Here is a 14,159-nt window from a genome sequence, read left to right on the forward strand (position 1 = left end):
AGCCAGTTGTTTGACTCTTTCGCTGAACCTGCCGTCATGTTTTTGTCAGGAATATTTTTCCTAGACCTCTTCATCCAGACGCTGATTGAAGGTCTTGGTCTTGTAACCACCAACCGCTTTACGGTTGCGGCGAACTTCCTGCAATTCGCGAATAATGGAGTTCTTGGCCATTTCGATGCATGCCAGAACCTGAATGTCCTGTTCAATGATACGGGCCACGTATTCATCCTTGATCGCCAAAGCCTCTTTCACCTCACGGCGCTCGTTTTCCGGAATGATCGCTTCCGCTCCCATTTCATCATGGGCTTTTTCGATCTGTGCATCCACATACTTCAGAACATCCAGAATTCTGTCACGGGTTTGATAGAAGTGTTCCAGATTGTCGAATTGCCCCTGGGCAAAATTCGCCAGTTCCACTTCATTCAAAGAGTAGAATTTCTCGAGGTAGTGATTTTTTTCGTTCAACAACGTGATGATTCTGGTCATGTCCCCTCCACAGTGACTCATTCTTAACCCGCTTTTTTGTCTGAATTATTGGTTTCTTGTTTTAGTTTTTCCACTGCCTGAACCCAGCCATCGTACAAAGTGTTCAAAAGCTTCAGGTTCTCTTTCAATGGCTCCGGACTGCCGGAGATATTGGCTTTGGTGTATTGTTCCATCATGAACATATAAAGCTGTTCCAGCTGATTGGCGACTTCACCACCGACCTTATGGTCCAGGGTGTTGTTCAATTCCATAATGATGTCGAAAGCACGGCCGATATTCATCCCGCGATCAGCGATCTTCTTTTCTTCAGCGGCTTTGATTGCCAGCTTGGTGAACTTAATAGCACCTTCGTAAAGCATCAGCAGAATCTTTTCCCGACTGGCGCTCTGTACGGAAGTTGTTTTGTACTTCTGATACGCGTTCTTGTTCATAGGCCCCTCACTCCATCTTCCTGTTCAACATTCAACGTTCTTAACCCTGTGGCTGTGCCATCGCTGCAAACTTCGCCTGCTGGGCATTCAGCGCCGACATCTTCTGTTCCAGATCCGCAAACTTGCGTCGCAGACTGTCCTCTTTTTTCTCCAATTGGCGTTCTTTCGTTTCAATACGGTTGTTCACCTGCTTGATGCGATCCTCCAAACCACGTTTGCGGTTGGAGATTGTTCCGAACTGCCCGTTCACCAAATTCCCGATTTCACGTTTCACCGTGGAAACAAATCCGGTCGCAAATCCATCACCACGCAAGAAGGCTGCAACCCCCTGCGGATTGGCTTGCAGCACCTTATTGAACTTGTCCTGAGAAAAGTTCAAAGTACCGTTACGATTGAATTCGATCCCCAGCTCACCCACACGGCGAATCGGAGATTCCACACCCATCTGCGGATTCAGGATCACCCGGCGCAGACTGTTTTCAATCGAGCGCAACATCCCGTCACCACCCAAAGGGCCCAATGACGGATTCTTGCCGTTTCCGGCCTGAAGCTTGTTCTGCTTCTGGATAAATTCCAAAGCTGCGTTGTAAGCATCCACGAAGCTTTTGATCTTGCCGCTAATGACCTCAAGATTTTCCTTCACGGAAAGGCGAATCTCGCGGCCCGGAGCTGCCGATTTAAAATCCAAAGTTACACCCGGCACCAAATCCGTGGATTTGTTGTCGGGAAGTTCAATCTCAAAACCATCGACTTTTACTTTCGCGTTCTGAGCCTTGCGGGATTCATCAAAGAACATGTCCTGATCACCATCCAGAAGATAAATCTTTGGGAAGCTGACCTGATTGTCGTCACCTGTTGCCAGACCCGACACCAGAAGTTTGAAAGGATTGTCCTTATCCTTACGATCTTCCAGCACTTGCGCTTTAAGTCCCACGTTAGAGGAGTTAATCTGCTTGGCCACACCTTCCAACGTGGAATTGCCGCCATTGATGTAAACTTCCTTCGTGCCTTCCGGGGTTTGGAATTTGATGTATCCAGTCCCCATCTGAGTTTCATTTTTATCCGGGAAGCCGTTGGAAATGGCCGCTGGCTTCTGCGCCAACTGCACCACTTCCAGTGCATAGTCCCCCGGGATCGCAGTTTGAGGATCGACCTGGCCATCCACAATATTTGGATCACCACTCAGGAATTTCTTGTCGATGAAACCGCTGCTGGAGGTCAGCTCACCCAGATTCTTGGTGATATCGTTCACCTTGGTTTCCAGATCCTGCACCAGCTTGAGTTTATCCTCTTGCTTCGCGCGGCCGACTTCCATTTGTTTCACAGGAATACGCTCAGCATCCATCAGCTGCTCAACGATATTTGGTGGTAGCCCAGAGGCCATGCCTGTAATTCGGAATCCTGCCATGAATTCATTGTGTCAAAATGATTCAGTGACCGTGAGTCAATTAAATGTCTCTAGGAAAGGCCAGTAGCAAGGCTTTCAGGGCTCTAATGGATTTTACGCGGCAGGGATTTTGACGGCGGGTCTTTTTGCTGGACCTCCAGCCGGGAATCAGGGCTCTAATGGATTTTACGCGGCAGGGATTTTGACGGCGGGTCTTTTTGCTGGACCTCCAGCCGGGAATCAAATGCACAGGGTGAAATTAAACTTAAGCGGAACGCTTCAGTAACTGTCCTCTTGGAGAGTCGTCCGTGGGTAGAGTCCACAATTCCAATTCAGGAATACGACGGATCAGTGTGCCCAGATTATCCTTCACAAGAACGAATCGTCCGCTCTCTGTGACTTCAAGTTCCACGGTCCACTTGTGCTCTTTCATCGCAGGCAGATTACGAAGATGCTCCATGGATTTTTCCAGTTGCTCCTCGGTCATGGGCTCATGCTGAGGCTGCTCCTGACTCTGATACTGCTCTTGCCCGTTGGCATCGCGATCATGAGTGGAATCGGACTTGATAGTTTTACCGATGGACTCGACATTGCGAACCTCATTATTCGGTAAAATGTTAGAGATCAGTCCCTTGATATTCATGCCCATCTTATCGGCACATTCCCCCACCCCCAAAAGGTGCCTGGTGTTTTTTCTCAGCATATCGCATCAATCCAAGACTCTTGCCCAGAGCACAAACTTGCTTCCTAGACGAATGAAAGAGGCGTACCCTATCCCTACGTAGAGGAGGACCCACCATGCAACAACGTCTTGCCAAAGAACTCACCTCTCTTGTCGATTGGTCTATCACCGAGTTAGGCCACGTCATTCGCGCCGAACTGGGCCCGGTCGCATTCAATCGCATCGAACAGATCCGTCGTTATGTGAAATCCCCTTCAAGCAATGACATGCAGGGATTATTGAAGCTAAAAAAGAAACTGGAAAATCTAAACGCCCAGGAGCAATTTCACATTGCGCACTCTTTCGGACTGATGCTTGAGCTGATTAATGCCTGTGAATCTGCTTATCGCACATTCAGGTTGGAGCAGGAGGGAACAACACCCCTTTCTTCTGAAGATCACCCCTATGGCCGCATTATCCATGTTCTGACTGCTCATCCCACGGAATCCCGTAATGCGGATATCATTCACTATCTACGAAAAATTCATGATCTGATGGTGCAACGTCTGCACGATCAGCAAGCTCCGCAAACCCGAAAACTTCACGCCCTGATCCGCTTGGCCTGGCACCTGCCGCTGTCAAAACAACGAAAGCCCTCTGTCATGGACGAGGCTGAATACATTTATTCTTTAATCCTTCAGGATGACATCCTGGATATCTTTATCGAGCAACGCCAGAACCGGCTGCCTTTCTATGTACGCACCTGGGTCGGCGGAGATAAAGATGGTCACCCCGGTGTGAACGAAAAGACCCTACTTGGAAGTCTTTCCATGTCGCGCAAGATTCTGCTGAAGTGGGTTCTAAAAAGATTCGATCTTCACTTAAACGACATCCAACCGCTGGCACATTCAGGCCTGCAGGAGAAAAAGGAGCTGGGCCTTTTCCTTTCAGACTCCCTGAAGCTAAAGCAGCAAATCAAGACACTGAACAGAATTTACAAGGGTGATGATCAGAAGGTACAAGGTTGGGCAGCCAAAGTTCAGCGGCTGTCCCATCAGCATCTAAAGCTGTTAGGGGCTGAGTCCGAAAACTTAAATGCCATCCGCAGTCTTCTGAAGGTCTTCCCGGCGCTGGTCGTGCCTTTGGAAATTCGCGAGGACAGCACCTTGGTGCACGAGGCCCTTCAGAAATCCACCGCGACCATGAATATCTCGAAAATGCTGAAAGCCCTTGGCCAGATCTGCCCAGATCACAATCCTCGGGACTACGTGCGGGGCTTCATCCTAAGCCAGTGCGAGTCGGCTGCCGACATCGAGGCCGGTGTTCAGCTTAGTAAAAAAATTCTGGGGGCTGCCCGCATCCCGGTGGTGCCTTTGTTCGAAAGTTCTCATTCCCTGAAAAATTCCCGCCTTATCACTGCAGAGTTTTTAAATAAGAAAAAAAATCTGAGCCTTGCTAGAAATCTCTGGTCCGCTCAAATGGAAGTGATGCTGGGATATTCTGACTCTGCCAAGGAAAATGGGTCCTTCGCTTCGCGCTTCCTGATTCAGTCAGCCATGCACGATTTGGAAAAGATCATATCAAAACACAAGCTGACACCAATCTTTTTCCACGGTTCCGGTGGCAGCATTGAACGTGGTGGGGGCTCCATTCAGGAGCAAACTGAGTGGTGGCCTTTATCCGCATTAAAGAACGTCAAGATGACTGTGCAAGGGGAAATGGTTTATCGCAGTTATAACTCGGCGCCTATTCTGCAAAAACAAATCAACCTTCTGATTCAAAACAGGTCAGATCGCCGCAACAAGCCCGCTCGACAGGAATCCAGACCCTCGCACCACCTTCTTCAGCAAATGGCTGAGGCAACACAGGCTTCCTATCAAACCATTTTGCAGGAGCCCTCATTTCTGGAACTGATTGAAAAGGCCACCCCATATTCATTTATGAAAGACCTGCGTATGGGGTCTCGACCTTCAAAAAGACAAGGACCGGTGCAGATAAAAAGTCTTCGCGCCATTCCGTGGGTTCTGTGCTGGACTCAAACTCGCGCCTTGTTCCCAACTTGGTGGGGTGTGGGAAGTTTCTGGCAGGGGTTGGACAACAAGACCAAGCAGAAATATCGCGGCATTCTGAAAGAATCCGCGATGTTCCGATCTTACATCAAAGCTTTGGGGTTCACTTTACAGAAGGCCGAACTGGATGTGTTTTTCTTCTATCTTCGCTGTTCAAAGCTGCCCACGGAACTGCGGGCTGATTACGAACGCAGATTCAAAGCAGAATACCGTGCGGCCTTGAAGTGCATGAAAGAGCTGACTCAGGAAAATAATCTTTTATGGTATCGCCCGTGGCTGAAGACCAGTATCGGACTGCGGTCTCCATTAATTCATCCACTGAATGTCCTGCAACTGATTGCTCTGGAGAAAAAGGACATCAAACTTTTGCGTGAAACTGTCACCGGGGTTGCCAGCGGAATGCTGACGACGGGATGATTTCTAAAAAGTAAGAACTGCTCCGTTTAAACGCAGAAAACCTCGTAACCGAGGCGGCGTCGTTAAGTACCCCAGGAAGCTCTAAGTCTTCCTGGGTAGGTTGGTACCGAGAGGGAACGGAGGTGCCCTCTCAGGTCAAATCCTTATAAACGATTCTAATATTAACCAATCAATCTTAGTGCAGAGTTTGGCATCGCATTGGCTTGAGCCAGTACGGATGTATTTGCCTGCAAAAGAACCTGGTTACGAGTGGACTCTGCTGTTGCCGCTGCGATATCTGTATCACGGATACGAGAGTTCGCTGCAGAGATATTCTCGTGTTGCACACCCAAGTTATCAACTGTGGATTGCAATCGGTTTTGAAGGGCACCGAGACTTGCGCGGAAACCATTCACTTGAGATTGTGCCTTATCCACTGCTGCCAGGGCATCTTGTGCGCCTTCTTTGGAAGAGAAGTCGAAACCTTCAATTCCCAAGCTGGATGTTGTTGCATCTGTTTCACCGGCGTTGAAGGAGATTCTGTCTGCTTCACCGTCATTATTAATACCTACCTGGAAGTCGAACTTGTCGCCGGAACCATCCAGAAGTTTTGTTGTACCGAATCTAGTTGTCTGAGTGATACGTTGTGCTTCAGCTTTCAATTGCTGAACCTCTTTATCCAGGAAGCCACGCTCTGTATCACCGATAGTGTCAGAAGAAGCCTGAACACCCAATTCTCTCATACGAGTCAGGATGTTGGAGATCTCAGACAAACCACCCTCTGCTGTCTGAACCATGGAGATACCATCGTTCGCATTTCGGGAAGCCTGACCTAGAGAGCGAATTTGTGATTTTAAGTTTTCACTGATCGCCAAACCTGCTGCATCGTCTGCCGCCTTATTGATGCGGGAGCCGGATGCCAATTGTGACATTGATTTACCGATATCACGCTGAGAGTTCACCATTGTTCTCTGTGCATTGATCGCGGATACGTTCGTAGAAATTCTCATTCCCATTTGGGACCTCCATTAATTCGGCCGCCTTATACCTACTTAGGCTGACCTGTTGTACACGTTGGTGACTCAACTTTTGTCTGGGCACTCTCAAGCGAAGTTTCGTAAGGCAATCACTCCTTGCGAGCTTCTCGAGGCTTTCGACTTCAGTCTCGTCGTTGCTTCTGACATACCTTTCGGCGAGGTCTTGAAAGGCTTTAGTCGGGTCCTGCACTTCTGGACCATGATCCAGTAAAAGCTGGACCAACGTATTGAAAAACAGACCAAAACCCTGCCTTTTCCAAGACCAAGGTCCAGCCAAACCCAAAGTCCACCCCGACCAAGAAAAGGTGCCTGGTGACTTTTTACACCTACACCGCATCAAAAATTCAGTATCCGGACACAAAACAAAGGTCTGAGAGGCTTTGATCTAGGAATTTCAATTGAAAGAGAGGCTTGTCATGGGAAGAAATAAATTTATCTGCCACACAGAACTGCCTTATCACTTAACCGCAAGATGCATTAATCGTGATTGGTTTTCAGTCGAACCAGAAGATGTCTGGAGAGTGATGACAACTCATCTGCACTTTATCCATTTGGCTTTTGGAATTCGAATTCATGCGTTTGTATTGATGAGTAACCACTTCCATATGATAGCTTCGGCACCAAATGGAAATTTAAGTGAATCTATGCGGTTCTTCATGTCAGAATCCGGACGAGATCTTCGGGCATTTAGCAATAGAATCAATGTCACTTATGGATCACGGTTTCACCGCAGCCTCTTATCAAGTCAGCTCTACTATCAACATGCTTATAAATACTTATATCGAAATCCGGTTGAGGCGGGATTATGTGACAGGGTTGAAGATTATCGATACTCGACACTAAGAAGTCTTCTTGGATTGGAGAAGATGGATGTTCCCATCAGCGACGACTCTCACTGGGAAACATGGAAATCACGACTTACTACCCTAGAGTGGCTAAATACTGACCCCGGACAAGATGACTGGGAAAAGATTCAAAAAGGCCTGAGAAGAGGTGTTTTCCGAATCAGCCCTTATAAGAATCGTCCATCCCATTTAGAAGTTGACGCGCTGTAGGTGTAAAAAGTCACCAGGCACCTTCTAAAATCCCCGGGGACGGGTGTCCCCGGGGTGGGCTTAAGACGAGGAGTATATGTGGGCGACCCCTCTTCCCGAAAGAGACCTTATCCCAGAACAGGCCTCTTCCGACATTCCGTAATTCGCGAATGTAAATCTTAATAAATTTCTTTTATAGAATTAAACCAGTTTCATTGCCACTTGCGGCAGTTGGTTGGCTTGAGCCAATACTGACACTGCGGTGTTTTGCAGAATACTCGCGGACGTCATCTCTGCCGTTTCCCTTGCCACGTCTGTGTCACGAATACGAGAGTTCGCGGCCGACAGATTTTCATAGGACACGTCAAGATTACTCACTGCGGATTCCATTCGGGATTGCATCGCACCGAAGTTCGCGCGCATACCACTCACCTTTTCGATGGCTTTATCCACCGTTTCCAGAGAGTCTCGCGCATCGCCCCTGTCAGCCATCGCAATACTGTCGATACCCAGCGCACTTGATGTGGCATCAGCATCGAATTCAAATTTGATCACGTTATTCTCATCCGAGTAAGCACCCACCTGGAACTCCATCGCTCCGGCAGTACCATCAAGCATCTTCTTCGTACCAAAGACCGTCGTCTTGGCGATACGATCCGCCTCTTGGATAAGTTGTTGAGTTTCTTTATTTAGGAACTCCCTTTCTGTGTCACTCACAGTGTCGGAAGCTGCCTGCACTCCCAGCTCACGCAGACGCACTAGAATGTTGGAGACTTCATTCAAGCCCCCTTCACTCACCTGGACAAAGGAAATGGCATTGTTGGCGTTGTTTCGCGCCTGACCGATACCTTTCAATTGTCCTTTGAAGTTTTCAGAAATCGCCAAGCCCGCGGCATCATCCGCCGCATTTACGATACGGCTACCAGAAGCCAATGCCTGTGCGGCATGCTCTGCGCGTTTCTGCTGTTTGGATAGCACACGTTGCGCTGAGATAGATGCGGTGTTAGTTGCGATTCTTAAGCCCATTAGAACCTCCTAGGGATAAGAGATCCGAGCCGCTGGTTTTTTATGGAATCTAAAATGATCGAAGGTAGCACCACTTACCTTTTGAACACCCGAAATCCGCCTACGTCCCGTGATCTGAATTGTTGTATTTCGTTTCTTCTTAAATTTTTAAAAACAAATTTATGGTTGGAGCCGCCCCTCTCAGAAACGGTGATTGGTCGTTTCTTTCGAGGAGCTTGAGCTTCAAGAGGAGGTATCCTGATTTGATCTGGAGGTCCTTTTTAGCTTGCCCAACGTGTACAACAAACTCTTCGGACCTAGGTCCTGAAAACTTTAGCCTAAGGTCCAGGATTTTTTTTGGCGCTTTGCTTAGTGTTTGATTTTACTGGAAATTAAGGACCCAAAAATTTTCGACCTAGGTCCAGTACGGGCTCGACCTAGGGCTAAAAAACGATGATTTATCGAAGTGTTATGTTACATGGGTGCTAGGGCAACCGGATATCTTGATCCACAGGAATAGTGCGATCGAAAATGAAGTCTGCATTCTGCTGAACAAGCTCTGAAATCAAAGTCTCTTCCAAAGAAACTAATTCCACAGTATTAGAGAACCTCCCCACTCTATAGCTTCCAGATCTCGCAACAACGTAGTAAGCAATGTCGGAAGAGGCCTCAAGTTCAATCTTCGGGATACGGGTTTCAATCGTACCATCCGGTAGCTGAGTGGTTTCCGAGGCGACGGTCTGAGCCGTAGCAAAAGCCGAGACGGACATTAGAGCAACAGCCAGTAGAACGTTCTTCATTTGTTTAGTTTCCTAGTTGGTAGGTGGTTAGTATAGAGTGGTTTGAATCAGGTGTCAAGCAATTTCTTAGTAGACTAGCATTGCCTTTTCAAGGTAGCTTGCCATCTTGGTGAAGTCATTGACGTGTACCGAACGGGTCACAGTCTTGTGCTGGTTAACCTTACGGGTTACGCGGCCAATTTCATCGTTCAGTTCGGAGACGCATTCGTCTTCACTCTTGATGTACGGATCACCAGACTTGTTGTTCCAGCTATTGACATACAGCATACCGGCTTCCTCTAGGTACTTGTGGCTAGGGAAGTTTGCCCATTCGCCTAGATCGCAGGTTTCACTCTTAAATGAATTCTCCACGACCTTGCCGTTATTAACATACTGCTCAACGCCGAGGCAGCAGAAGCCACCCGAGACTGAACTATGTAGCTGGCCATCGTCCTGAATATATTCACCAGAGCGTAGAGCCTTTAGCCACTTCTGAGCGCGCTTCTTCGGCATTAGAATGGTGTATCCCTGATCGAATAGGGCAACTTCGATCTTCTTATCTTTAAGCATCTTTTCAGCTTGGGCTTTAGTTACAGTCTTCATGGGTTGGTTCCGTTGTTGGATTAGGTGAATTATAGATGATGGTTAGGATGGTGTCAAGTCTTAGTAGACTAGCATCACTTCTTCAAGGTAATCCGCCATCTTGGCGAAATCGTTAGTATGGAGCTTTACCTTCTTGGTTGCGTACTGGTTCACCTTCTTCTTAACTTCATAAGTGGAGTCATTGAGGTTTGCAGTACGACCCTTGCGCAATGCAGGATTGCCAGTCTTGCAATTGTCTGCGTCAACGAACAGATAGCCACGCTCTTGCTGATAGCCAATGGTCGGATAACCGAGGAAGTTTCCGTTCTTATCCTTGTCACTTTTGTAATTATTTTCTACGTAACCATCATTATTGCAATACTGCTCAACGCCTAGGCAGCAGAAACCACCAGTCGTCGGATTATGAAGCACCATCGCTGACTGAATATATTCACCAGAGCGCAGTGCGTCCAGCCAATTCTGTGCAGCTTCCTTCGGCATTAGAATCGTATACTTCTTTTTGAAATACGAACTACTGATGCGACCAGCATCCAGCATGTCCTGAGCTTCTGTCTTGGTTACAGTCTTCATTGGTTTGGTTCCGTTGTTGGAGTAGGTGCCTATAATAAATCGCCCTAGATGCCTTGTCAACCCCTGAAACGAAGAAAACCACCCGAAGGTGGTTTTCAAAATGGCGGACCTGATAGGATTCGAACCTATGACCCTCGCCTTAACAGGGCGATGCACTAACCGCTGTGCTACAGATCCATTAAATTATACAAACTATTTAGTATTACTTTTTCTTACGTGTAAACTGAATATTCTCAGTCCACAGCAGGTACATTGTGATAAGGCTCATGATAGCAGTTCCACCTACCAAGTCAACCCCTCGCACCCCTTGGAATGCACCGAATAGGAATCCGATGACACTGATAGGGAGAGTCAGTAGTAAAGCAATGCCCAAACGCTTCATAGTTTTCCTTAAATTGGAAGCCAGTGCGGGAGTCGAACCCACCTAAACGGATTTGCAATCCGTCACATCTGCCGCTCTGTCAACTGGCCGTTGTTAAAGTGTAAGTATGCGGTAGATAAAGTAACCCATCGCACCTAGAATTGCAAGCCCTACAATAGTAGGCGCCCACGTTTTAATTGTTTCGCGTATCGCATCTATCAACATGACTAATAGCAAGATGAAAATTGCTATAGCCGTAGCTAATGGCTTCAAACAAAGAGCCATCGCCTTGCCAATCCATATCATCGTCCTAACGAATTTGGTATTATGCACGTTGTATTCTTCCATGTTAATACCTTATTTACTTTAGAGCTTGATTTCTTCGCGCTTGATCTTTCCATCAATCACGGTGTAGGAGTACAGAGTGCCATCTTCCTTACGAGCAATGCACATATCCATATCATACATGTACGTAGCTGATGGGTCAATAGCTTGCTTGATACCACGACACTTGGAAACTGTCATAGGCTGTTTCGATTCATAGCGGGTTGCTAGGTAAATCGGTACAGCAAAGATGGCTACACCAGTAGCCGCAGCTAGGATGACGCCAGCGGGCATCTTAATAGGTTCCCATACCGCGTTGAATGCGTCTTTAATCGGGGTTCTTGATGCCATGAGGCATATACCTTTCAAATTTGGAATCGTAAAGATAGCACTTCTTGTTGTTCTTGTCAAATTCAAACTTGGTAGCCTGAATCTTGGCAGCGAACTCACACGATTCATAATCGCGCTTAGTTGCGTATTTGTCACCGAAGCTGACAGCACCTACCACAGCAAGAGGAATACCTAGAACGACAATATAAGGAATGCAATTTACAAAGCCTTTCTTGAAGTTGTGCCAACTACGACGCAGCGGAGCCATCTTATAGACGTTTAGTTCGTCCTTGACTTCTTTAAGCTCTTCTTTAAGAGCCTTGTTTTGTTCGCGCAATTCGTAATTGGTTAGTGCGGAGTCATACGGACGAACGGGACCACCGCCGCCAAAGTCATCTGCCATCATGGGAGGTCTTCCATTAGTTCGGAACGTGAAGGGATATAAGGCTTTTGTGCCTCGCGTGGGATATAGACTAGCGCAACATCGCGCTCTACGTCAATATCTTCCTGAGAATCTTCGACAATATCGATAGCCAACTGCTTAATGCGGGACATGATTATTACTCTAAGATTTGAATTGGAAGGGGTAGAAGGATTCGAACCTTCGCATGGTAGGATCAAAACCTACTGCCTTAAACCGCTTGGCTATACCCCTGAATGAAGTTGTATTATACAGGCTATTTAGTGGATTGTAAAGCCCAATGTCATCATGAATGTGCCAATTGCTACGAACACAAACTGCATGACAGTCTCTTGCTTAGAGCCGCATGGTATCACATGAGCGACACCAGCAGCAATAGACAGAGCGATCATTACATCAGCTATAATTAGCAGCACGTTCAGGTTTCCCGAATAGCGCCCACCATAGGGCAATGAACCAACCCACACCAGTCCAACCGGCCAGCATTGTTAGAATGAAGATCGCAGGACTGTTCTTGCAATCACGTACAACTGCAATGATGACGGGTAGGAAGTAAAGGAATGTGAATGTTAGAAAAGTGAGCATTGTTATCGAATATAAATCATAAAAGCTAGACCCGCTATAATAAGGGCTATAGTGGTTAACTCTTTTTTCAAGTTAACACGGGTGAAATTCCATGTCAATAGTCCCATTATAAAAAGGTAAATGAACAAAGTTAATAGAATAACCATGTTAGAACCTATTGATGATGTATACAATTGTACCAATGATAAGCACAGGAGTCAATAGCAATACACTTACTTTAATTCGAGGGAATACAGTGACTAAACCGACTATGATCCAGAATGCTGCAAATAGAATAAAGCCAAAGACGACGCCCATATGTTTACCTTTAAATGTGGTGGGTCCAGCAGGACTCGAACCTGCAACCAAGGGATTATGAGTCCCACGCTCTAACCATTGAGCTATAGACCCAAATTCGTGCTGGGGCAGTCCCGACCTCACATCCCAGCAGTTTCGACTTAGTGATATCGTATCATCATCTATCGAAGCTTACCACTTCTTTTTTAACGAACGTCTAGAAGTGCGTGACGCTGTTCATCAGTTTCTACCCAAATGGACACGTCAACGCGGACGGTATCGTTTAGGTAGGTGTATAGTACATCAAAAACAGGGAATGTCCAGCTTAGATGGCCGAATCGATCACCCTTGTTGGGGACCGGTACAGCACCGGGGAATGAACGCGAATACACAGCATGTGTGTTTAGACGACGCTTCGTCTCCTTATCATAAGCAAAAACGTTAATTGAAGTGGTTAGCATAGTGTTTCCTTTTAGAGTTCTATTGTACTCTATCTAGAAACACTATGCAAGGGCGAGCCGATTAATACTTTACGCAGTTATCGTACAGTTCGCCGTTGTTGGCTACTACCACGTACCCATAAGGGGTGGTGTACTTAATTATACCACGGATCAAAACGGTATTGCAAGAAAACATTTGAGAGGGGGAGTAGTTAGGACGCACTTCCCAATGGGTGGGATACTGCGGAGCATAGGTGCGAGGATAGCCATAGACAGGCTGGTAGTACGGCACTGAGATACAGGCCGATAGGGAAAGGGCTGTGAGAATTGCTAGAATGATGTTCTTCATTCGTCTTCCTTCAATTCATCTAGGAGATTCTTGACTTGGTGCATATCCATGGGTGTGAGAACCTGCAAATGCCAGCTATGGCCGGAATCATCAACTACCATGATAGAACCGCTCTGAGTCACGGCATAGGCGTCAACCTGAATACTGCCCCAGCGACTGGCGTTAATATCTACGTGCGGTAGATCATTCTTACAGAACCAGCCTGACGGGCGACGAGCGATCATACTTTCGTCAACGAGACTGACGGATTCCACAAAGTGTTCATTTTCCAGAAGCACATGATGGGTGGACAGCAGCTTGTATAGGGTTTCTAGGTGTTTGATTGACATTAGTAATACCAGATGTATTTGCCGGGGTTTTGGGTGTAGGACTTGTCTCTGTGTCGGGAAGCGTCAGCCATCGGGCTATCCCAACCCAACTTGTCCAGAGTGCGAAGCATATCGCGGAATGCGCTACCAATCAACCTTTTACAGACGCGAATTTCAACCAGCGGTAGGTCGGTCTTGCGGTTATAGACACGACAGCCATAGAGGCCCTTGCCTAGGTAAGTTACTTTGGTATAAAGAATGTCGGGGTTCATGGGGCCTATAATAAAGAAAGGGCTGACCGAAGTCA

General features: G+C 47.1%; 16 protein-coding genes and 4 tRNA genes. 2 read left to right on the forward strand and 18 right to left on the reverse strand.

Features of this window, described 5'->3' with window-relative positions; translation table 11 throughout:
* Window positions 1-60: 60 nt before the first annotated feature.
* The 4 genes from EZJ49_RS01100 to EZJ49_RS01115 all read right to left on the reverse strand — a co-directional run bounded on the left by EZJ49_RS01100 (window position 61) and on the right by EZJ49_RS01115 (window position 2,947).
* Window positions 61-486 (reverse strand): hypothetical protein, encoded by a 426-nt coding sequence (locus tag EZJ49_RS01100; protein ID WP_262553602.1) that lies wholly within the window; start codon window positions 484-486, stop codon window positions 61-63.
* A 23-nt stretch (window positions 487-509) separates the two neighbouring features.
* The gene (gene fliS / locus EZJ49_RS01105) at window positions 510-917 is read right to left on the reverse strand and encodes a flagellar export chaperone FliS (protein ID WP_262553604.1); all 408 of its coding nucleotides are present in this window, start codon (window positions 915-917) and stop codon (window positions 510-512) included.
* 40 nt (window positions 918-957) lie between these two features.
* On the reverse strand, window positions 958-2,325 hold the full coding sequence (gene fliD, locus EZJ49_RS01110) for a flagellar filament capping protein FliD (protein ID WP_262553606.1): 1,368 nt from the start codon (window positions 2,323-2,325) through the stop codon (window positions 958-960).
* A 244-nt stretch (window positions 2,326-2,569) separates the two neighbouring features.
* Window positions 2,570-2,947 carry a hypothetical protein gene (locus EZJ49_RS01115; protein WP_262553608.1) on the reverse strand — a complete coding sequence of 126 codons (378 nt, stop codon included), beginning with the start codon at window positions 2,945-2,947 and terminating at the stop codon, window positions 2,570-2,572.
* 155 nt (window positions 2,948-3,102) lie between these two features.
* On the opposite strand from EZJ49_RS01115, the gene EZJ49_RS01120 reads away from it, so the two are divergent.
* Window positions 3,103-5,451, forward strand: a complete 2,349-nt coding sequence (locus tag EZJ49_RS01120) for a phosphoenolpyruvate carboxylase (RefSeq protein WP_262553609.1) — start codon at window positions 3,103-3,105, stop codon at window positions 5,449-5,451.
* 161 nt (window positions 5,452-5,612) lie between these two features.
* On the opposite strand, the gene EZJ49_RS01125 is transcribed toward EZJ49_RS01120, so the two are convergent.
* Window positions 5,613-6,446 carry a flagellin gene (locus EZJ49_RS01125; protein WP_262553611.1) on the reverse strand — a complete coding sequence of 278 codons (834 nt, stop codon included), beginning with the start codon at window positions 6,444-6,446 and terminating at the stop codon, window positions 5,613-5,615.
* Between the two features lie 437 nt (window positions 6,447-6,883).
* Between EZJ49_RS01125 and EZJ49_RS01130 the strand changes: the two genes are divergently transcribed.
* Window positions 6,884-7,522, forward strand: a complete 639-nt coding sequence (locus EZJ49_RS01130) for a transposase (RefSeq protein WP_262553613.1) — start codon at window positions 6,884-6,886, stop codon at window positions 7,520-7,522.
* A gap of 180 nt (window positions 7,523-7,702) precedes the next feature.
* Here EZJ49_RS01130 and EZJ49_RS01135 read toward each other — a convergent pair whose 3' ends face one another.
* The 13 genes from EZJ49_RS01135 to EZJ49_RS01190 all read right to left on the reverse strand — a co-directional run bounded on the left by EZJ49_RS01135 (window position 7,703) and on the right by EZJ49_RS01190 (window position 13,873).
* Window positions 7,703-8,527, reverse strand: a complete 825-nt coding sequence (locus EZJ49_RS01135; RefSeq protein ID WP_262553615.1) for a flagellin — start codon at window positions 8,525-8,527, stop codon at window positions 7,703-7,705.
* 464 nt (window positions 8,528-8,991) lie between these two features.
* The gene (locus tag EZJ49_RS01140) at window positions 8,992-9,306 is read right to left on the reverse strand and encodes a hypothetical protein (protein ID WP_262553616.1); all 315 of its coding nucleotides are present in this window, start codon (window positions 9,304-9,306) and stop codon (window positions 8,992-8,994) included.
* Between the two features lie 66 nt (window positions 9,307-9,372).
* Window positions 9,373-9,888 (reverse strand): hypothetical protein, encoded by a 516-nt coding sequence (locus EZJ49_RS01145; protein WP_262553618.1) that lies wholly within the window; start codon window positions 9,886-9,888, stop codon window positions 9,373-9,375.
* Window positions 9,889-9,948: 60 nt separating this feature from the next.
* The gene (locus EZJ49_RS01150) at window positions 9,949-10,458 is read right to left on the reverse strand and encodes a hypothetical protein (protein WP_262553620.1); all 510 of its coding nucleotides are present in this window, start codon (window positions 10,456-10,458) and stop codon (window positions 9,949-9,951) included.
* Window positions 10,459-10,559: 101 nt separating this feature from the next.
* A tRNA-Asn gene (locus EZJ49_RS01155) sits at window positions 10,560-10,635 on the reverse strand.
* Between the two features lie 219 nt (window positions 10,636-10,854).
* Window positions 10,855-10,929: transfer RNA gene (locus tag EZJ49_RS01160), tRNA-Cys, on the reverse strand.
* Window positions 10,930-11,185: 256 nt separating this feature from the next.
* A complete protein-coding gene (locus EZJ49_RS01165; protein ID WP_262553621.1) occupies window positions 11,186-11,344 on the reverse strand; it encodes a hypothetical protein in 159 nt (52 codons plus the stop codon).
* Between the two features lie 127 nt (window positions 11,345-11,471).
* On the reverse strand, window positions 11,472-11,879 hold the full coding sequence (locus tag EZJ49_RS01170; RefSeq protein ID WP_262553622.1) for a hypothetical protein: 408 nt from the start codon (window positions 11,877-11,879) through the stop codon (window positions 11,472-11,474).
* Window positions 11,876-12,028: a hypothetical protein gene (locus tag EZJ49_RS01175; RefSeq protein ID WP_262553624.1), complete on the reverse strand. Its 153-nt coding sequence runs from the start codon at window positions 12,026-12,028 to the stop codon at window positions 11,876-11,878. The genes EZJ49_RS01170 and EZJ49_RS01175 overlap by 4 nt, the downstream gene beginning before the upstream one ends.
* Window positions 12,029-12,051: 23 nt before the next feature.
* Window positions 12,052-12,128: transfer RNA gene (locus tag EZJ49_RS01180), tRNA-Gln, on the reverse strand.
* 162 nt (window positions 12,129-12,290) lie between these two features.
* Window positions 12,291-12,479: a superinfection immunity protein gene (locus EZJ49_RS16400; protein ID WP_410468743.1), complete on the reverse strand. Its 189-nt coding sequence runs from the start codon at window positions 12,477-12,479 to the stop codon at window positions 12,291-12,293.
* Window positions 12,480-12,793: 314 nt separating this feature from the next.
* Window positions 12,794-12,869 (reverse strand) — tRNA-Ile (locus tag EZJ49_RS01185).
* Between the two features lie 671 nt (window positions 12,870-13,540).
* The gene (locus EZJ49_RS01190) at window positions 13,541-13,873 is read right to left on the reverse strand and encodes a hypothetical protein (RefSeq protein ID WP_262553625.1); all 333 of its coding nucleotides are present in this window, start codon (window positions 13,871-13,873) and stop codon (window positions 13,541-13,543) included.
* Between the last annotated feature and the right edge of the window lie 286 nt (window positions 13,874-14,159).

It is taken from the genome of Bdellovibrio bacteriovorus, from assembly GCF_025558485.1.
Lineage (GTDB): Bacteria > Bdellovibrionota > Bdellovibrionia > Bdellovibrionales > Bdellovibrionaceae > Bdellovibrio > Bdellovibrio bacteriovorus_G.

Coding starts and splice junctions, on each gene's coding strand:
- EZJ49_RS01100 (WP_262553602.1), bottom strand. CDS start 486: ATGACCAGAATCATCACGTTGTTGAACGAAAAAAATCACTACCTCGAG.
- fliS (WP_262553604.1), bottom strand. CDS start 917: ATGAACAAGAACGCGTATCAGAAGTACAAAACAACTTCCGTACAGAGC.
- fliD (WP_262553606.1), bottom strand. CDS start 2,325: ATGGCAGGATTCCGAATTACAGGCATGGCCTCTGGGCTACCACCAAAT.
- EZJ49_RS01115 (WP_262553608.1), bottom strand. CDS start 2,947: ATGAATATCAAGGGACTGATCTCTAACATTTTACCGAATAATGAGGTT.
- EZJ49_RS01120 (WP_262553609.1), top strand. CDS start 3,103: ATGCAACAACGTCTTGCCAAAGAACTCACCTCTCTTGTCGATTGGTCT.
- EZJ49_RS01125 (WP_262553611.1), bottom strand. CDS start 6,446: ATGGGAATGAGAATTTCTACGAACGTATCCGCGATCAATGCACAGAGA.
- EZJ49_RS01130 (WP_262553613.1), top strand. CDS start 6,884: ATGGGAAGAAATAAATTTATCTGCCACACAGAACTGCCTTATCACTTA.
- EZJ49_RS01135 (WP_262553615.1), bottom strand. CDS start 8,527: ATGGGCTTAAGAATCGCAACTAACACCGCATCTATCTCAGCGCAACGT.
- EZJ49_RS01140 (WP_262553616.1), bottom strand. CDS start 9,306: ATGAAGAACGTTCTACTGGCTGTTGCTCTAATGTCCGTCTCGGCTTTT.
- EZJ49_RS01145 (WP_262553618.1), bottom strand. CDS start 9,888: ATGAAGACTGTAACTAAAGCCCAAGCTGAAAAGATGCTTAAAGATAAG.
- EZJ49_RS01150 (WP_262553620.1), bottom strand. CDS start 10,458: ATGAAGACTGTAACCAAGACAGAAGCTCAGGACATGCTGGATGCTGGT.
- EZJ49_RS01165 (WP_262553621.1), bottom strand. CDS start 11,344: ATGACAGTTTCCAAGTGTCGTGGTATCAAGCAAGCTATTGACCCATCA.
- EZJ49_RS01170 (WP_262553622.1), bottom strand. CDS start 11,879: ATGATGGCAGATGACTTTGGCGGCGGTGGTCCCGTTCGTCCGTATGAC.
- EZJ49_RS01175 (WP_262553624.1), bottom strand. CDS start 12,028: ATGTCCCGCATTAAGCAGTTGGCTATCGATATTGTCGAAGATTCTCAG.
- EZJ49_RS16400 (WP_410468743.1), bottom strand. CDS start 12,479: ATGCTCACTTTTCTAACATTCACATTCCTTTACTTCCTACCCGTCATC.
- EZJ49_RS01190 (WP_262553625.1), bottom strand. CDS start 13,873: ATGTCAATCAAACACCTAGAAACCCTATACAAGCTGCTGTCCACCCAT.